18 protein-coding genes are annotated in these 17,922 nt (G+C 72.6%); 12 read left to right on the top strand and 6 right to left on the bottom strand.

Annotated features, from left to right (window positions below):
• The first annotated feature begins 148 nt into the window (after window positions 1-148).
• Window positions 149-1,090 carry an SDR family NAD(P)-dependent oxidoreductase gene (locus tag RM844_RS07360; protein WP_311666115.1) on the top strand — a complete coding sequence of 314 codons (942 nt, stop codon included), beginning with the start codon at window positions 149-151 and terminating at the stop codon, window positions 1,088-1,090.
• A 211-nt stretch (window positions 1,091-1,301) separates the two neighbouring features.
• On the opposite strand, the gene RM844_RS07355 is transcribed toward RM844_RS07360, so the two are convergent.
• Both RM844_RS07355 and RM844_RS07350 read right to left on the bottom strand, forming a co-directional pair.
• On the bottom strand, window positions 1,302-1,874 hold the full coding sequence (locus RM844_RS07355) for a pyridoxamine 5'-phosphate oxidase family protein (RefSeq protein WP_311666114.1): 573 nt from the start codon (window positions 1,872-1,874) through the stop codon (window positions 1,302-1,304).
• Window positions 1,875-2,398: 524 nt separating this feature from the next.
• A complete protein-coding gene (locus RM844_RS07350) occupies window positions 2,399-3,565 on the bottom strand; it encodes a hypothetical protein (RefSeq protein WP_311666113.1) in 1,167 nt (388 codons plus the stop codon).
• A 425-nt stretch (window positions 3,566-3,990) separates the two neighbouring features.
• On the opposite strand from RM844_RS07350, the gene RM844_RS07345 reads away from it, so the two are divergent.
• From RM844_RS07345 to RM844_RS07300, 10 genes are all read left to right on the top strand, one after another.
• Window positions 3,991-4,284: a hypothetical protein gene (locus tag RM844_RS07345; RefSeq protein WP_311666112.1), complete on the top strand. Its 294-nt coding sequence runs from the start codon at window positions 3,991-3,993 to the stop codon at window positions 4,282-4,284.
• A 229-nt stretch (window positions 4,285-4,513) separates the two neighbouring features.
• A complete protein-coding gene (locus tag RM844_RS07340; protein WP_311666111.1) occupies window positions 4,514-4,777 on the top strand; it encodes a hypothetical protein in 264 nt (87 codons plus the stop codon).
• A gap of 99 nt (window positions 4,778-4,876) precedes the next feature.
• Window positions 4,877-5,440, top strand: coding sequence for an HAD domain-containing protein (locus RM844_RS07335; RefSeq protein WP_311666110.1), 564 nt, complete (start codon window positions 4,877-4,879; stop codon window positions 5,438-5,440).
• 505 nt (window positions 5,441-5,945) lie between these two features.
• Window positions 5,946-6,731: a class I SAM-dependent methyltransferase gene (locus RM844_RS07330; RefSeq protein ID WP_311666109.1), complete on the top strand. Its 786-nt coding sequence runs from the start codon at window positions 5,946-5,948 to the stop codon at window positions 6,729-6,731.
• Between the two features lie 24 nt (window positions 6,732-6,755).
• The gene (locus RM844_RS07325; protein WP_311666108.1) at window positions 6,756-7,808 is read left to right on the top strand and encodes a cytidine deaminase; all 1,053 of its coding nucleotides are present in this window, start codon (window positions 6,756-6,758) and stop codon (window positions 7,806-7,808) included.
• A 65-nt stretch (window positions 7,809-7,873) separates the two neighbouring features.
• Complete coding sequence (locus tag RM844_RS07320) at window positions 7,874-8,812, top strand: phosphotransferase (protein WP_311666107.1); 939 nt, start codon at window positions 7,874-7,876, stop codon at window positions 8,810-8,812.
• Window positions 8,809-9,378, top strand: coding sequence for a dCTP deaminase (locus RM844_RS07315; RefSeq protein WP_311666105.1), 570 nt, complete (start codon window positions 8,809-8,811; stop codon window positions 9,376-9,378). The genes RM844_RS07320 and RM844_RS07315 overlap by 4 nt, the downstream gene beginning before the upstream one ends.
• A gap of 9 nt (window positions 9,379-9,387) precedes the next feature.
• Window positions 9,388-9,933: a dCTP deaminase gene (dcd, locus tag RM844_RS07310; RefSeq protein WP_311666103.1), complete on the top strand. Its 546-nt coding sequence runs from the start codon at window positions 9,388-9,390 to the stop codon at window positions 9,931-9,933.
• Window positions 9,930-11,051, top strand: coding sequence for a hypothetical protein (locus RM844_RS07305; protein ID WP_311666101.1), 1,122 nt, complete (start codon window positions 9,930-9,932; stop codon window positions 11,049-11,051). Before dcd ends, RM844_RS07305 begins: the two co-directional genes overlap by 4 nt.
• An 11-nt stretch (window positions 11,052-11,062) precedes the next feature.
• Entirely contained in the window at window positions 11,063-12,076 is a 1,014-nt protein-coding gene (locus RM844_RS07300) for an NUDIX hydrolase (RefSeq protein WP_311666099.1), read from the top strand.
• On the opposite strand, the gene RM844_RS07295 is transcribed toward RM844_RS07300, so the two are convergent.
• The 4 genes from RM844_RS07295 to RM844_RS07280 all read right to left on the bottom strand — a co-directional run bounded on the left by RM844_RS07295 (window position 12,058) and on the right by RM844_RS07280 (window position 16,416).
• Window positions 12,058-12,315, bottom strand: coding sequence for a phosphopantetheine-binding protein (locus RM844_RS07295; protein ID WP_311666097.1), 258 nt, complete (start codon window positions 12,313-12,315; stop codon window positions 12,058-12,060). The genes RM844_RS07300 and RM844_RS07295 overlap by 19 nt on opposite strands.
• A 63-nt stretch (window positions 12,316-12,378) precedes the next feature.
• On the bottom strand, window positions 12,379-13,548 hold the full coding sequence (locus RM844_RS07290) for an acyl-CoA dehydrogenase family protein (RefSeq protein WP_311666094.1): 1,170 nt from the start codon (window positions 13,546-13,548) through the stop codon (window positions 12,379-12,381).
• Window positions 13,535-14,863: a type III PLP-dependent enzyme domain-containing protein gene (locus RM844_RS07285; protein WP_311666093.1), complete on the bottom strand. Its 1,329-nt coding sequence runs from the start codon at window positions 14,861-14,863 to the stop codon at window positions 13,535-13,537. The genes RM844_RS07290 and RM844_RS07285 overlap by 14 nt, the downstream gene beginning before the upstream one ends.
• Window positions 14,860-16,416: a class I adenylate-forming enzyme family protein gene (locus RM844_RS07280; RefSeq protein WP_394814451.1), complete on the bottom strand. Its 1,557-nt coding sequence runs from the start codon at window positions 16,414-16,416 to the stop codon at window positions 14,860-14,862. The genes RM844_RS07285 and RM844_RS07280 overlap by 4 nt, the downstream gene beginning before the upstream one ends.
• A gap of 317 nt (window positions 16,417-16,733) precedes the next feature.
• On the opposite strand from RM844_RS07280, the gene RM844_RS07275 reads away from it, so the two are divergent.
• Window positions 16,734-17,921: a nucleotidyltransferase family protein gene (locus RM844_RS07275; RefSeq protein ID WP_311666091.1), complete on the top strand. Its 1,188-nt coding sequence runs from the start codon at window positions 16,734-16,736 to the stop codon at window positions 17,919-17,921.
• The last annotated feature ends 1 nt before the right edge of the window (window position 17,922 follow it).

The raw sequence follows: 17,922 nt of genomic DNA, 5'->3' as shown, positions 1-17,922 counted from the left end.
TGTGGGTACCAGGTTCGAGGCGATCTCCCTGACCGTCGGAGGCCGCGTCAGGGTCGGTGGTGACGAGAGAGCGCGGACGTCGCCCCAGGGCGACGCCACCGCCAGCACCCACCCGACCCCGGCCCCGGCCGGCCCAGGAGGCTCCCCGATGACCACAGCCAACCGAACCCTCATCATGACCGGCGCCACCCGGGGGATCGGACTGGAAGCCGCGCGGGACGTCCTCAGACGCCGCCCCGACACCCATCTGGTCGTTCTCGGGCGGGCCTCCTCCGCCGCCGAGACCCTGCCGGGCCTGCGGGAGATCTCCCCACACGTCTCCCACGTCGACATCGACCTGGCCAGCAGGGCCAGCATCGCCACCGCCGGCGCGCGCCTGGAAGACCTCCTCGACTCCGGCGCCCTGCCCCCGCTCTGGGGCCTGGTCTTCAACGCGGGTGTGCACCTGTCCAACGCGTTGGAGGCCACCGTCGACGGGTACGAGCGGACCTTCGCCGTCAACGTGATGGCCACCCACCAGCTCCTGCGGCAACTCCACCCGCACCTCCAGGCACCCGCCCGCATTGTCGTCACCGTCAGCGACGCCCACTTCGGCGACCTCCGACACACCGGAGGGACGATGCCCTCGCCCAGGTGGGCCATCCCGGAGATCTCCCGCCCCGGGGCGTTCGACCGTTCCGGGAACGTCCGGGCCGGGCGTCGTGCCTACGTCACCAGCAAACTCGGCGGCATCTACCTGGTCCACGAGTGGTCCCGCCGCCTGCCCGAAGGCGTCGACATCATCGCCTACAACCCCAGCCTGGTGGTCGGGACCGGGCTCGCCCGTGAGACCGGCGGCGCGTTCCCCTTCCTGATGCGGAGAATCGTCCCGGTCCTCGCGGCCACCCCCCTGGTGGACACCCCCGTCCCCGCGGGCAGGAAACTCGCCGACGCCCTCCTCGGCGCCACCCCAGCCCCGACCGGCGCCTACGTCCACCGGTCCAAAGCCATGCCGTCGTCCACCGAGTCCTACCACCCCGACCGCGAACAAGCCCTCTGGAACTGGCTGGAACAACTCCCCCGGGAGGAGACCCCAAGGACAACCGACTGAGGAGAACGAGCAGGGGCCCGGTGTTCCCCCTCCCCCACCGGCCCCCGCCCGTGGCCGACCGGCCCCGGCGGGCCGGGGCCACGCCGAACGCTGCCGGTCCACGTCACCGCGGCCAGGGACGACGGGCGGCTCGTCCGCACGCCCCTCCCTCCGGACACCGGCGGCGAAGCCTCGATTCCAGGCGGGTAGTACCACGGTAGGGGCACCGGGATCACCCTGTCGGGCCGTGGTTGGGGTACCAGCGGGTCTGTGTCCACTCCTCCTTCTTGCTGAACCCGTAGACGACGGCGGGTGTGACCCGGTGGACCCGGGAGTGGATACCGTCGTAGTTCCGGAGGACGGCCTCCCCGTCACGGCCGTGTACCCGGAACGGCCAGCCGGCGGTGTACTTGGCGACGAACTCGCCGGCGACCTGTTGGACGGTCTCGCGGTCGTTGACCGGATGGGCCGGACCCTCGACGGCGAGGTCGAGTCCCTCTTCCAAGTCGTCACTGCCCGTGGTCAGGACGCACCACTGGTTGTGCCGGAGGTTGCGGTGTTTGACGCTCGTGGAGCCGACCGCGAAGAAGAGGGACTCGTGCCACCACACCGCCAGGAGCGGGGTGGCATGCGGGCGACCGTCAGGGCGCACGGTGGACAACCAGTACAGCGGGGCGGAGACCAGGCGAGCATGAGCGCGTGCCCAGGAGGCGGGGCGTGCCCGCGGCGGAGCCGGGGTGACGAACTCCCCGACCGGTGGCCGGACGATCCGGTGGGCCGCCCGATTGTTCGGGTGCGTTGTCATGAGGTCCTTCGATCGTGGCGTGCAGCTCGCCGAGGACGTGACAGGCATCCAGGGCGTGAGTGGACCCTGGCCCGCGTGCTCGCCCGCCAACCGCCGACGACGCGAAGCGGTACACCAAACCACCCGGGAGTGGGGGCCAACCCGCGCGCAACCACCACTGATCCTCCACTCCTGATCCCCCGGCCACGTCCTGACGGCCCCCTCCCCCGGACCGCGAACCCCGAAGCCCCGGAGGGGCGTTGACCCGGGCGAACCCCTGTGGCGGCAGCGCGCCCGTCGCGGCGCCCCGAGGGGGCCCGGCCTCGAACGACACCGGACCGGGCGGCGACACCGGCCTCGGGAGTGGACGATCAGCTCCACCGGCCGGTTCGGGCGGTGCAGCGCCGAACATCCTGCGGATGACCGCCCATCCCAGCGCGGCGGCCCTGGCGCAGGATGCCCGCGACCGGCGGCCTGGTGCGCGAGTTGACGGGCCCGGTGGCAGCCCAGCCCGCAAGGCGCGAGCCGGACGGTGCCCCCGGTCGTCACACCGCGGCCCGGAGCCGTTCCCGGATCCGGTCGACCGGATCAGCGACCACCGCGGCTCCCGTCGCCGCGGCGACGGCGGCGAACTCGGCGAGCCGAGCGCGAAGCCGACCACTGACAACCTCACCGGCCCCGTCCAGGACCCGGCCGATCTCCCCACACGCCTCCTCCACCTCCCGCGCCTCCAACAACGTGAGCGCGAGCCGCGAGCGGTACAACGCCGCGTTCCGCGCGTGGCCAGCCCCCGCGGCGGAGACCGCGTTCCGCAGGAACGGGACCGCCCGGGCCGGCTGGCCGTCGCGGCGGTGCCAGGCGGCGGTGGCGTAGTCGATCTCCACCTGGCCCGTGGACCCGGCCCACACCGGTACGTCCTCCTGATCGCGGTCAGCGCGGGCGTGGTAGTACACCGCGCGGCTGAGCGCCCGACGGGCCACGGCCTGGTCTCCGGCGCGCGTGGCCGCGCCGGCCTCCCGCAGAGCGATGACGCGATGGACGGCGGGGCCGGCTCCGGCGGCGCGCGCCAACTCCCCCGCGCGCTCGACGGCCGACCGGGCCTCCCAGACCCGGCCGGACCGCATCGCGACCAGCGCGTGACCGCCCAGCGCGCGGACCTGGAGGAGCGGGTGCCCGGTGAGCTGGGTGGTGGTGACGGCCTCCAACGACGCGACGCGGGCCGCCGCGCCGGAGGTGTCGTAGTCGTAGACGCACCACGCCCGGTGGCACGCGAGTTCGGCGAGTGCCGCCTCCAGGTCCCGGATGACCGATGGTGGCAACGAGGCCGCGTCGAGGGCCTGGGTGAGGTACCGGCCGAGCGCGGCGGCGCGCGCCTGGGCCGGGACCCCGCCACGCTGGTCGGCCATCCGGTAGAGAGCGGCCAACTCGTCACGGACACCGGCGACATCGACCGCCCCGCCGACCCGGCCGGCGCTGTCCGACAGCACCCCCGGGCCCCCACCGGGCCCGCCACGGACCACGTCCTGGCGCCCGGTGTCCCCGCCGCCACGGGACCGCGACGTACGCCGGTGTGGCGGCACGACGAAACCGAGTTCCTCCAACGGCGCCCCGAGGACGACCTCAAGGAGCTGCTGCTGAGCGGGCTGGGGCAGGGGCGGCGGGTCCCCGGTCTCCCACCGGCTGAGCTGCCGGACCGTCAGGGACGCCCGCACACCTAACCGAGCGGCCTCCCGCCGGAACTCGGCGACGAACGTCTCCTGGGTGTATCCGGCCGTCCGACGTGCCCCGGCCAACACCCGCGAACCCACCACCACGCATCCCCTCTCCTCCACCGTCGCACCTCACGCTAGCCAGGCCCACCCGCCGCCGGGACGAGAATCCCGATCCCGGAAAGTCCGGCCAGAAGTCCGGTGGAACCACGAGGCCGGCGGTCGGCCGCGCGGTGCACTGGTGCGGACGGTCGTCGGACGGACGAGAGGGAACCGCGGTGAGACGACAAGAGGACGGAGCCGGGTGCGTGTCGGGGCTGCGGCCCCCGGACCGGCGACCGGGGCGGGACGTCGAGGTCGACGAGCGGGACGAGGCCGCCCACGGCACCCGCGCCGGCCTCCGAACGGACCCGCGAACAGGACGCCGCGTGGACGAACCCCAACCGGCCGCGCTCAACCTCTGGTGCCCCACCTGCTCGACCCACCACGCCGAGTGCGACGGACACCGGCGCGCCGCTCCCGTCGTGCCGGCGTCGCTGGCCTGGGTCGATCTGGATCGGCTGACACCCGCGCAGTGGGCGGGCACGGCGTGCGTGCGCTGTGGTGGGGCGTTCGCGCCACGCGGGATGACGCACCGCTGGCTGGGCGAGGTCATCACCGCCACCGGGCTGCGACGGGTGCTGTACGACCACGCGCACCACACCCCCCAGCACGGCTGCTGACCGTGACACGGCCGAGGCAGCGCGGGAGCGGGCGACCGGAACGAGAGAGCGCCGGGACGAGAGAGCAGGGGGCGACCGTGTGGGTCGCGGGGAAGGCGCTGGTGAGCGGCACCGTGCCCGGGGTCGCGGCCAGGGCGTGGCCGCCGCTCGGGGACCGCCGCCGGCGGGCGGACCGTGCGGACGACGTACAGGTGGCGGTGCCCGACGAGCGGCGGACGGCGGGCCGCTCATGACCGGCGCTGGCCGCAATCTCGGGATCGGCCACGAGCACCATCCGCTCCTGCACACCCTGGTACGCGACGCCGAGACAGGGCTGATCGGGGTGCTGTGCGGCATAACCCGGCACCCGGCGACAGTGGAGCCGGGCACCCGGATCACCGTCCGCAGGGCCTGGATCAAACCGCCCGGAAGCAGCCGGGAGATCCCCGTCTCGACGGACCGTCTGGAGCCCGCCGCCGCACCACCCGGCCGCCGGGAGGGCGCCGGCGCCTGAGACCGCGCCCCGTCTCGTTGCACACCCCTCCCCCGCGGGCGGGTTGTCGGTGGTTCGGCGGGCGCCTCGGGCGGTGGTGTCGTGGCTATCCTGGCCGCCATGACTGGTCGTGCCGGGCGTCCGCTGTTGTTCCTCGATGTCGACGGGCCACTGATCCCGTTCGGCGCGCCGCCCGGGAGCTACCCGACGTTCCACGAGAGTTCCGGGCCCGTGGCGGTGGCCGGGAATCCGCTGCTGGCCAGGCTCGACCCGGCCCACGGGCCCCGACTGGCCGCACTGGGCTGCGAGTTGGTGTGGGCGACGAGTTGGCTGGCCGAGGCCAACGCGTGCGTCGCCCCGCTGCTCGGCCTGCCGCCCCTGACGGTGGTCGAGTGGCCGGAGGCGTCCGAGCAGGACGAGCGGGACGAGCGGGACGGGCTGCACTGGAAGACCCGCGCCCTGGTCGGCTGGGCCGCCGGGCGGGCGTTCGTCTGGGTCGACGACGAGATCACCGCGGCCGACCGGGCCTGGGTGGCCACCCACCATCCGGGGCCGGCGCTCCTCCACCGAGTCGCCGCCCGCCTCGGCCTGACCAGCGACGACTACACGCGGATCAGCGCGTGGCTTCGGAAGCGCCCCGGGGCGGCGGGGTGGGGCGGCGCTGGTCAGCACGCCTTGTCGTAGCGCGTGACCACCGGTCAGCCACCGGACCTCCCTCAGGAAAACAGCCCGGGACCTCGACGCGCACGCGGCCGCGCGTAACCGCCGTCGCCGACGCGCGCGACCGAGCCGCGGAGGAACGCGCGCACCGCTCACCCGAGGCCGCCTCCCGCAATTCGCCCCAAACGCCTCCCCGACGCCCGGGCACCGAAGGAAAAACCGGGCACCGGTGCCACACAATTTGGCGGAATACGCGGAAGGGTGGGGTGTACCGACACGGATCAGCCGCCCCAACTTCCCCTCTACCGCCTCTTGTTCATCTGCTGTACCCACGCTAGTCTCTCTGATCACGCCAACAGGGGATCACCACTGTCCTGACTTGTTGTTCCAGCAGTCAGCACGCTTATCAGCACAAAAGGTGAGGTGAATAGTGAGCCAGACCACGGTGCCATCGGCCCAGCCCTTTGAATTCGGTCTCGACTACATTCGGGTCCATTTCGGCAACAACACGGCGCTCGCCACCCAGCAGATGACCCACAATCTGTACCGGGACAATCCGGAGCCGCTCATCGACCACATTCTCCGGGCGCTGGAGCTGACCGGGCGTGAGTCGGTCCTGGACCTCGGTTGCGGTAACGGATTCATCCTGCGTGACGTCGTCAGCCGCATGCGCGCCGGGGGCCGGACGATCGCCATGGACATCGCCCCCTCCATGCTGGAGTTGGCGAAGCGGAACGTGACGGTCTCCTGGGCTCCGCTGGAATTCGTCGAGGGGCAGGCGGAGGACCTCTCCCGCTACGCCGACGGCGAGTTCGACCGCGTCATGGCCAACTACATCTTCCACTACATCAAGGACCCCGACCTGGTCTGCGGGGAGATAGCCCGGGTGACCAGCGACACCGGACGTGCGCTGATCACCATCGAGGCCCGGGGCTCCATGCCCGAAATGTACGAACTGCACTTCGCCTCCATGGAGAAGGCCGGGTTCCCCGCCGACTTCATCGAGCGGCTGCCGCGCGGGCGGCGCGGGAAGATGGTCCTGGACAACGCGGAGGAGACGCTTGTCAAGCACTTCTCCTCGGTGGAGGAGCGTCCCTACCCGGATACGCTCCGTTTCGAGACCCCCGAACCCTTCATGCAGTTCTACGCCACCGGCCACAAGTACTGCGGGGCCAAGGCGATGGCGGGCGACGACTTCCCGGAGAGCATATTCGACCGCCTCCACGAGGAAGTGGAGACCGTGGTCAAGCAGCGCATCTCCGACGTCGGCTACTTCGAGGTCAGCAAGCGGAATTCCGTCTTTGTCTGCAGGTAACGGAGCGCGGGGGAAGTGAGTCAGATGGCGGATGGCGACCGGAAGACGCTGCGCCTTGCCCTCTTCGGGAAGCCGGGTGCGGGTAAGTCGACCACGGCCGGAATCCTGGAGAAGGCGCTCCGGGAGGCCGGGCAGCGGGTCGCGGTGGTCAGGATCGCCGCGCCGCTCTACGACGTGCAGGAGTTTTTCCACGCACGCGCCGGGGCGCCGTTGCGGAAGGGGCAGCAGGACGGCGCGCTGCTGAACTTCCTGGGCTCGCATTTCCGGCGCACCGCCAGCGGTTTCCTGCTGGAGGACTTCGCGGAGCGATGTGCCCTGACCGCGTTCGGCGGCGTGGATGTGATCCTCTGTGACGATGCCCGGCCGGCGGATCTCGGTGGCCTGGCGGAGCAGGGATTCCATCTGGTGCGGATCTCCGCCCCGGACGCGGTCCGCCGCCAGCGGAAGGCGGGCCGCGGGGACGCCACCGCGGGGCAGGACGACCATCCCACGGAGCTGGGTGTCGACGGCGCGGTGGCGGACACCGAGCTGGACAACTCCGGCACCCTGGGCGAACTGGAGTCCTCCGTCACCGCGTTCGTCGCCGCGTTGAAGGACCCGGGATTCGTCGGAGCGGACCGGGCGGGGCCGGACGAGCGCGCCCTCGCGGTGCGGGCGCTGGTGCGGCACGCGGAGCGGACCATCACCCCCCGCTATGTGGAGGGGCGTCACCAGATCGGTGCGGTGGTGCTGTCCGGGGACGGCCGGCTGTTCACCGGCGTGCACCTGGAGGCGATGGTCGGCCGGGCGTCGATCTGTGCCGAGGCGGTGGCGCTCGGCCAGGCGTGCCTGGCGGGGGCCACCGACCTGCGGGCGGTGGTGGCGGTGCGGCACCCCAAGCCTTCGGAGGACCACGACGAGGTGCGGCTGGTGCCGCCGTGCGGGCTGTGCCGCGAACTGCTGCTCGACTACGGGGCGGAGATCGAGGTGGTCGTCGACTCCGGCGGCACGCCGGTCCTCAGGCCGCTGGCCGGTCTCCTCCCGCACAAGTACCGCGGCACCAAGTGGGCGGTACCCGCCGGATCGTCCGCCGGCTGACCCGCCGTCCCCCGGTGCGGCAGTCACCCCCCTGACCAGGTTTGACGCGAAGAACGATTGAGGGAATGGGTACCTTCCAGGATTTCCTTGCGGCTGAGTTCCCCGGTGCGCGGGTCAGCGAGCTCAGCGGTTCCAACAACACGGTGTTCCACGTCGAGTCCGACGACGGGCCGATGGTGGTCAAGCACGTCACCGACACGGACATCCCGCTGTCCTACCTGGCGGACGCCAACGCGCGGCTGGCGGAGTTCATGCCCGTGCAGCGGGTCTTCCGGGTGTGTGAGACCGAGCGGGGCGATCCGTTCGACGCGGTGTTCTCCGAGTACCTCGAGGGTGAGAACCTCGCCACGCTGCTGGAGCGGCCCGATGCCGGGCCCACCACCGAGGAGTTGGTTGACCACCTCTGCCGGTTCGTGCTCGCCTGTCGCGAACTGCCCCGTCTGCACGACGGGTTCGGGCTGTACAAGCGGGAGGCGCCCGTCCTGGGGAGCCACCCGGACTTCGTCCTGCACTACGCGCGCCGGTACTGGGGGCGGGCCCGACCCTTCTACGAGGGCACGCCGGTGGGGCGGGCGGTGGACGCGTGGCTGGACGAGGGCCTGGCCGCGGCCCTGCGGCGACACCCCGTGCCGTACACCGTCGTCTCCATCGACTCCAACCTGAAGAACTTCCTGGTCACCCCGGACGGCCGGATCGTGGTGCTCAACGTGCCGATCGCGGGGCACTCGACCCCCGCCCACGCCGTGGGGGCGATCAGCACCCACCTGCGGGGCCGGGAGCCGCACCAGCCGTTCCTCCGGGCGGCGGCGGAGCGGCTCTGCCCGCAGGACGCCGACCTGGTCCCGCACTTCGAGCTGTGGGGTCTGCTCGGCATCCTGTCCTTCTACGCGGTGCGGCACCCGGATCAGCGGCACAGCTGGCGGAACTGGGGTTCGCCGGTGTTGCTGGACGAGGACTTCCGCGGCCTGGTGGAGGGGCAGATCCTGGGCTCGGCACGGTCGTGATCCTCACCGGCGCCGCCATCACCCGGGCCGTGGAGCGCGGCGAGATCGTCATCGATCCGTTCGAGCCCGCGCAGGTCAACCCGAACAGCTACAACTACCGCCTGGGGTCGGAGATCTTCCGGGTGACGCCCCGGGAGGACCCGCGGGCCGGGGTGCGGCAGGAACAGCTGGAGCCGACCGGCGGGCGGTACCTGCTGCGCAGGAACCAGCTCTACCTGGGGCACACGGCGGAACGGATCGGCAGCACCCGCTATGTGACCTCCCTCATCGGCCGCAGCTCCATCGGCCGTCTCGGCCTCTTCGTGCAGCTCTCCGCGGACCTCGGCCACCGGGGCGCCGTGCACCGCTGGACCCTGGAACTCCTGCCCGTGCTGGACATCTACCTCTATCCCGGTCAGATCCTCGGCCAGGTGTCGTTCTGGGCGACCACGGGGGAGGCGCTGCCGTACCGGGGCTGGTACGGCAGGCACGACGTGCCGATGCCGTCGAAGCTGCTGCCGTCGGAACTGCACAGACACGCCGACCGGGACGTCACGGTGCCGCGTGCCCGCGACGCAGAAACGTGAGAGTGGACCGTGATCCTCAGCGGGCGTGAAATCCAGAAGCGGATCGAATCGGCTGACATCACCTGCACGCCGTTCGACCCCGACCTCATCAACCCCAACAGCATCGACCTCACGCTGGGCGAGTCGCTGTTGCGCTACCGCGACGACGTCATCGACCCCCGGGTGGAGCCCGAGGTCACGGAGATCACCATCCCGCCGGACGGGCTGGTGCTGGACGCGATGAGCTTCTCGCTGGGGGCGTCTCGGGAGATCGTCGGCAGCACCGAGTTCGTGCCCATGGTGCACGCCAAGTCGAGTACGGCGCGGGCCGGGCTGTTCGTCCATGTCACCGCCGACCTCATCGACATCGGCTCGGTCGGGACCGTGACGTTCCAGCTGTTCGCGACCCTGCCGCTGAGGGTGTTCCCGGGCATGCGCATCGGCCAGATGACCTTCTGGAAGCCGCAGGGTGAGATCGAGCTGTACTCCGGCAAGTACCAGGGGTCCAAGGGGCCACGGAAGTCCGAGATCTACCGAGACCGGTACTGGGAGACCTGGGAGGGACTGCCCTCGTGACAACCGCAGACGGTGCCGCGGCGAGCCCCGGACGGGCCGCGGACGACGGGGCGGTGAGCGAGCGGGTCACCGCCGCGGTGGCCGCCGACCCGGGCGGGCCGGCCGTGGACCTCGTCGGCCCGCCGTCGGCGGTGGCCGAGTTCCGCGCGCTGGCCGAGCCGTTCGTCGAGGTGCGGACCCCGTGGGACGGCGGGCCGCCGCGCCCCACCGTCCACGTGGTGACCGACGCGCCGCGCGGCGACGGCTGGCGCCGGGTCGCCTACGCCTCGGCCTACGAGCCGGACCGCGTGGTGTGGCTGGACGACGCCCGGCGCGGCGTCGCGGTGGTCGGTGAACCCTCCGCCTGGCGGGCGCAGCAGGTGCTGCGGTCGGTGCGCCACCTGCTGCGCTGGCAGGCGTACGCGCGGGGGGACCTGCTGCTGCACGGCGGCATGGTCGCCCTGGACGGCCGTGGCCTGGTGGTGATCGGCGGGAAGAAGTCGGGGAAGACCTCCACGCTGCTGAGCGCCCTGGTGCACGCCGGCGCGGACTTCGTCTCCAACGACGACGTCACCCTCACCGAGGGGCCCGGCGGTCGGCTGGTCGGGTACGGCTTCCCCCGGACCGTCAACATCCGCACGGACGTGCTGCTGGCCCTGGCCGGTTCCTCGCCCCGGATCGGCGACCTGCTGGCGGAGGCGGGGCACCCGACCAACGGCTTCGCCGGGCGGCATCGCACGGCGGAGGCGCTGCGGACCGAGTCCGGGGCCGAGCTGCCCGGGTCGCTCTGGGTCCGTGCCACGGAGCTGGCGCGGGCGACCGGCTGCCGTCTGCTGCCCCGGTTCCCGGTCGGCGCGGTGGTGCTGCCCGGTTTCGACGCGGCGGTGGACGGGCCCCGGCTGGGCGGGCTCGCCCCGGGGGACGCGGGGCCCCGGCTGGCCGAGCACGTGGAGCGGGAGGGGACCAAGTACGACCCGTTCCTGCGCGCGTGGTTCCCGGTCACGGACGAGGCGCGCCGCGCCCGGCTGACCGGGCTGCTGACGGCGGCGGTGCCGTTCGGGGAGCTGCGTCAGTCCATGGTCGCGCTGCCCGAGGCGACGCGGCTGGTGGGCGGCTGGCTGGCGGGGCGGGGCCGGTGACGGGCGGGGCGGTGACCACCGTCTCCGCGCTCGTCACCGACCCGTCGGGCGGGGTACTGCTGGTCCGCGCACCGGACGGCGGGCGCTGGGCGCTGCCCTCCGGTCCGGTTCTTCCGGGCGCGGCACCGCGGGAGTCCTGTGTCCGGTGTGTGACGGCGGCGACCGGGCTGGTGCCGAAGCTGGGGGCGCCGCTGGTGACGGGGTGGTACGGGGACGGGCGGGCGGGGGCCCGCGCGACCCGGCTGGTCTTCGACGGCGGCCGGATCAGCGCGTCCGCCGTGCCCCGGGTGCGGGGACTGCGCGCGGTGCCGCCGGAGGTCCGCTTCGTGCCGCCGGCGGAGTTGCCCTCGGTGGCGGGGGCCGCCGAGGCGTCCGTGGCGGAGGCGGCGCTGGCGGCTCGCGCCGGGGGCCGTACCGCCTATCTGGAGGACGGTCGTCCGCCGCGGGTCCTGGAGCTGATGACCACGTACGGCATCGTGCCCTGGGTGCACAGCGGTTCGGCGTGGGTGTGGCACCCGGAACCGGTGCCCACCGAGGTGCCGATCCGCCAGTCCTGGGTCTGGGTGTTCGCGCCCGACGGCCGGGTGGTCCTCTACGTCGACACCGCCGGGCACATCGGGCTGCCCGGTGGGACGTTGGAGCCGTTCGAGCATCGTGACCCGGTGGCGGCCGCGGTGCGGGAGGTGCGGGAGGAGACGCAGATCTCCATCACGCCGCCCCGGTATCTGGGGTATCTGCTGGACCATCCACCGGGCGGGGGCCCGGTGGCACGGGTGCGGATGGCGGCGGCCATCACGGCGGTGGGCCCGGTGGCGCCCGACCCGGCCACCGGGACCGTGCACCGGAGGCTGCTGGTGCCGCCGCAGCTGATCGCCGAGGTGTGTGGCTGGGGCCCGGGGGCGGACGCGCAGACGGCGGCGGCGATCCGGGCGGGCCGGGCCCTGGGGGTGGCGGAGCCCGACCCGGAGGCCCCGGTGACGGAGCTGCCCGCCGGGGGCGTGTCCGGTCAGCCGGCGTCGATCTGACGCTGGATCAACGTCCAGAGGGTGCCGGCGCTGGTGAACGCCTCCTCGGTGATGTCCTCGTCGGGGAGGGACACGTCGAAGAGGTCCTCCACGTCGACCAGGAGCGCGACGGTGGACATGGAGTCCAGACCCAGGGCGGTCAGGGAGGCGTCCGGCAGGATCTCCCGGTCGTCCGGCAGCATCGGGAGATGGGCGCGCAGGACCTTCTCGAAGTCGGCGGGCCAGGTCGTTCCGGGCATGATCGTTCGACTCTCCGTTCGTGGGCCGGTGCTCCCGCGGGGAGCCGGGCGGGGTGGGGCGGCTCAGGCCAGTCGGGCCGTGCGGTCGAGGAGGCTGAGCGCGCCGTTGGCGGTGAGCAGCCGGTCGTCGGCGTAGTTGAGGCTGGCGGACCGCAGGTCGCGGAAGTGTCGCTCCAGCGGGATGGCCGCGTCGGTGCGGTAGGCGCTGAACAGCCCGCACAGTTGCACCAGTTTGTGCACGGCGGCGAAGGTGTGCTCGGCGGCGGCGACCTTGAGGGTGTTGAGGTGTACCTGGGTCGAGGGTCCGCCGACGCTGGTCCCCGCCGCGCGGTGGTCGTCCACCTCCTGGCGGACCCGGTGGAGGTAGGCGCTGACCAGTTCGAGGTCCATGCGGACCCGGGCGAGGCGTTCCCGTACCAGGTCGGAGCTGGGGTCCAGGCCGCGAGGCCGGTTGCGGGAGCGGATCAGGTCCAGAACGCCGCGCAGCGCGCTGTGGGCGGTGCCCAGCCAGCAGGCGGCCCAGGCGAGGTGGCCCACGGGGGCCATGGACTCCATCGCGACGTGCCGGAAGTTCCCCGGCTCTCCCACGACGTTGCCGGGGGGCACCCGGCCGCTGAGCTTCAGTCCGCCGCTGGAGGTGCCGCGCATGCCGAGGGTGTGCCAGCCTTCCTGGGGGACGATGTCGAGCTGGTCCCGGTCGGCGTACACGAGGGAGACCTCCCGGTCGGCGGCCTCCTCGGCGGAGCGCATGGTGATCAGGAAGCCGTCCGCCTGCGCGCCGCCGGTGACGATGGGCGCGTCGCGGTCCAGCAGCAGTGACCCCTCGGCGGCGCGCAGCGGCGCCCCGCCGGTGAGGAGGTGGCCGCCCTTGCCCGGTTCGGTGGTGACGGAGGCCAGGTACAGCTCGCCCCGGGCGACGCGCGGCAGCACGTGGTCCTTCAGCTCCGGTGCGGCGTGCCGGACCAGGCTGTCCACCTGCTGGCAGTGCATGGCCCAGATCATGCCGGTGGAGAGGCAGGCGCCGGCGAGCCGCTGGGCGAGGTCGGTGAGGTCGGCCAGGCCGCCGCCCAGGCCGCCGTAGTCGGCCGGCACCAGGAGACCGAGGAGCCCGTTCTCGCGCAGGAGGTTCAGGTTGTCCTCGGGGAAGGCCGCGGCGCGGTCCACCTCGGCGGCCCGGTCCCGCAGCGTCGGCAGCATGCCGTCCACGAGGGTGGCGGCGTCATCCAGCGGCATCGGGTCCGCTCCTTCCGTCCGGGTGGCCGAGGCCGCTGACGGCGCTCGGTGGAGGTGTCGCGGGGGTGTGGGCGGTCCGGACCAGGCTCAGCCGGGTCACGTCCACGGGTTCGCCGCCGCGGACGACCACCTCGGCGGCGGCTGGGTGGCTGAGGAAGCCCAGCAGGGACGCGGTGAGTCCGTAGGCGCCCACGTTGGGGATGATGAGCACGTCGCCGGGCCGGGGTGGGACGTCGGTGGTCAGGTCCCGGGAGAGGACGTCGGCCGGGGTGCAGAGCGGTCCGGCCAGCACGGCGCGGGTGGCGTCCGCCGGCTCGGCTCCGGGCGGCGGCGGGGCGGGGGTCAGGGGCTCGGCCTGTACCGACACCGGGCGGATCCGGCCGAGGGCGGAGAGCCCGCCCAGATGGTGCACGCCGGTGTCCGCGACGACGTAGGTGCGGCCGTGGCTGGTCTTGACGTCGGTGACGGTGCACAGCAGGTGACCGCTGCTCCCGGTCAGGTACCGGCCGGACTCGAAGGCGATCTCCGGCGCGCCCTCGCGCCAGCCCGGCAGGGCCGTGTCCAGCGCGCTGGTCACCGCGGCCCCGAGGGCCGGGTAGCGGGCCGGCGGCCCGGGGCGGGCGTAGGGCGCGGCGAAGCCGCCGCCGAGGTCCACGGTCCGCAGTTCGACGCCGGCGGTGTCGCGGAGCCGCGCGGCCTGCGCCACGCTGTGGGTCATCTCGGCGATCAGGCTGGCCTCGTCGCGTGCGTTGCTGAGCGGGAAGAAGTGCGCGCCGGTCAGCTCGGCGCCGGGCCGGGGGGCGAAGTCGTCGCGGGTGGCGAGGAACTGTCCGGTCGTGATGCCGAAGGGCGAGGGGGTGCCGGACATCCGGACCCCGGTGGCGCCCTGCGCGCCTTCGGCGTGGACGCGGACCAGGCAGGAGGCCGTGATGCCGCGGGCGGCGGCGAGGTCGGCGATCCGGCGGTAGTCGACGGCCGATTCCACGGAGAACCGCCGGACGCCGGCGGCCAGCGCCGCGTCCACCTCGGCGGCCGTCTTCCCGGGGCCGGTGTACAGGCAGGAGTCGCCGGCGAACCCGGCTTCCAGGGCCGCGGCGAGTTCGCCGGGCGAGCTGATCTCCGCGCGGCAGCCGCGCCCGCGCAGCGTGCGGGCGATCCAGGGATGCGGGTTGGCCTTGAAGGAGTAGTAGAGCGTGCTGGGCCGCGGCAGGCAGGCGAACAGCCGGTCGGCGGCCGCCGACACCTCGTCGAGGTCGTAGACGTACAGCGGGCTGCCGTAGGCGGCCAGCAGCTCCCGGAACTCGGCCGCGCTCATCGCGTGGTCTCCGCCAGCTGCTGGGCGAGCCGGGCCCGGTCGGTCTTTCCGTTGCCGGTGAGCGGGAGTTCGGGGAGGACGCGGCTGACGGCGGGGACCTTGGTCGGGCCGATCAGCGCGACCAGCTCGCCCGTTACCTCCTCGGGTCGGCGGCTGGTGACCAGGCAGAGCACCGCGCCCCGGCCCTGGGCCGGTGGCAGGACGGCCGCCGCGGTGACCCCCTCGACCAGCAGGGCCGCGGCCTCGATCTCCTGGGCCGACGTGCGGGTGTCCCGCAGCTTGAAGATCTGGTCGCGCCGCCCGTGGAAGTAGAGGTAGCCGTCCGCGTCCAGGGACCCGAAGTCGCCGGTCCACAGCTGGCGTTCACCGGTACGGGGATCGGTTCGGAAGCGCTGCGCCTGCTGCTCGGGGCTGCGCCAGTAGCCCGCCATGACGTGTGGGCCGACGACGACGATCTCCCCGGTCTCGCCGGGGGGTTCCGGCCGGCCGTCCGGGCCGGCGATCCACACCGTGGTGCCGGTGAGGGGCCGTCCGACGGAGCCGGGCCGCACCAGGTCGCCGTCCCGTTCCAGCACCGAGACGCGCTTGCACTCGGTGATGCCGAACATCAGGTGGACGCCGGAGCCGGGGAAGGCGGCGCGCAGCCGCGCGGCCAGGGACGCCGGCAGGTGCTCGCCCGTGTTGGTGAAGGTGCGTACGGCGGGCGGCCTGTCGGTGCGGGCGGCCAGCTGGACCAGCATCGTCGCCAGGGACGGCACCAGCGGCATCACGGTCGCCCCGCTTGCGTGGAGGTCGGCGAGCAGGGTGACCCGCAGCGTCGGGTCGGCGAGGACGAGTTCGGAACCCGTCAGCGCGCTGAGGAACACCTGGTAGAGGCCGTAGTCGAAGGAGAGCGGCAGGCGGCAGTAGACGACGTCGCCGGGCCGCTGGTCCAGTCGTTCGGCGATGGCGCGGACGGCGAAGACGATCTGCCGGTGGGGGCAGATCACGGCCTTGGGCCGCGCGGTGCTGCCCGACGTGTAGATGAACAGGGCGGGGTCGTCACCGGCCGCCGGGCGGTCGCCGTCGGCCGCGGCCGGGCCGTCCTCGCCTCCGGCGGGATCCGTCGGCTCTTCGGTATCCGGGGCATCCGGGGCATCCGGGGTTGCCGCGCAGAGTGCGCTCAGCTCCTCGGCGTCCGCGACGACCACCGTGGGTTCGGCGTCCTGGAGGATCGCCGCGCGCTGGTGGCCGCTGGCGTCCGGGGCGACCGGCAGGAACACGGCGCCGACGCGGGAGCACCCGTAGAGGAGGGCCACGGTCTGCCGCAGCGGCAGCGCGGGGACGGCCACCCGGTCGCCGTGGCGCACTCCCCGGGCGCTGAGCGCGCGCGCCGCCCCGCGCGAACTCCGCGCCAGATCCGTGTACGTCCAGGCTCCCCCGGTATCCCGCAACGCCCGAGCCGAAGGCCACCGCAGCGCGGCGTAATCCAGGAGGTCATGTACGGATTGGAAATCATTTGGCAACGCGGGCGGCGACGAATCCAAGAGCACGTACACCTCGTATAGCGCCATATGCGCACGCTGGCGCCCGGACAATTTTCCGGCACTCTAGAGCTGTTCCTACCCACCGTCAAGAGTCGTGCGGGAAATCAGAGTTACCGCGGAGAGGTCTCCGCAGTGGAGCACTGCCCAGCACGTACACAGCCAAGGAATCTTGTTACGTAAGGCACCAAGTCACCCGAATCGGTCGACAATCGAACTCCGGGTAACGAACCGCTTCTGGGTCAACTTCTGCCGCACCGAAGGCTCTTGCGCCGCGATGTGGGACGTGCTGCAATGAGCAGCCATCTGTGGGCCCAAAGAGTGACCGAGTCCGCCCAGTACGGCTGATGCCGCCTGCGCTCGGAGCATCACGTCGGGAGAGTCGCATGAACCATTCCCTCTCGGAGTCCGGCCGCGTCTGGCGCGCCCTGGAGCTCCTCTCCGTCAGCGACCCGGGTGATTCGACATTCGCGGAGGCCGCGGACCTCCTCAAACAGGGCGCAGACCCCGATAATCTCCTCTCCCAGGCAGTAAGGCACGGCTTGGTCCCCGCCGTCGCCGATCTGCTCGCGCAAAGCGGAATTACACAATCCGTGTCCTCTCGGATGCGGCTCTTTCTGTTGAATTGCCACTATGCGAACAGGAAGAAGAACGAGCTCGCCACGCGGGAGGCGACCGTGCTTCACGGCGCGCTCGCCGAGGCGGGAGTCCGGGCCGCCTTCACCAAGGGCGTCGTGGGGCATCTGTCGCTGTACGGCGGACGCGGCACCCGCGTGTTCAACGACATTGACATGATGGCCGAGGGCGACGCCGAGACGATTGCCAAGGTCCTGGACGGACAGGGTTACGCCAAGAACAAGCGTTACGACCCGGGGCTGCACCAACTCGTGGACCTGCCGCGCCGGGACCAGGTCATGTACCGGCTATCTCCCGACCACCTACCGCACTTCATGCGGGTGCTCGACGGTGAATGCGTACCGTTCCTGATGGTGGACGTGGCGTTCAGTCTGACCTGGCACGCCAGCCCCTGGCAGATTCCCACCGAGGACGCGCTGCGCGAGCTGGTGGAGGTCCCCGTCCCCGAGGTCGGGACGAGCCTGCCGACGCTGCATCCGGTCTACGAGTTCCTCTTCGCCGCCTTCCACCTGTTCCGGGAGGCGTGGGTGGAGCGAACGATCCTGAAGAGCGATGTCCGGCTCACCCAGTTCGCCGACCTCCTGCGCGTGTGGCGGCGGCACGCCTCCGGGCACCGCGACGCGGTCGTCGACCGCGTCGCGGCCCACGGCCTCCAGCTGCCCCTGGTCTGGGCGTGCGCGCACACGGACACGCTCTTCGGCAGCGACCTGGTGGGTGAGCTGGGGCTGGACGGCTACCGGGACCAGGACTGGCTGCGCACGGCGCGCGGCACCGACGGGTCGTGCCGCTACTGGAGCGGGGACATCAGGCGGCGCCTCGCCGACCCGGCGCCCCCGGAGCTGACCACCGGCGCACCGCCCGCCCTCCCCGGCGGCCTCGCGGTCTTCCGCCAGTCGTAGC

The sequence above is a fragment of the Streptomyces chisholmiae genome, assembly GCF_031845445.1.
GTDB lineage: Bacteria > Actinomycetota > Actinomycetes > Streptomycetales > Streptomycetaceae > Streptomyces > Streptomyces chisholmiae.
The sequence above is the reverse complement of the archived record's forward strand: the minus strand, read 5'-3'. Positions and strand labels throughout refer to the sequence as shown.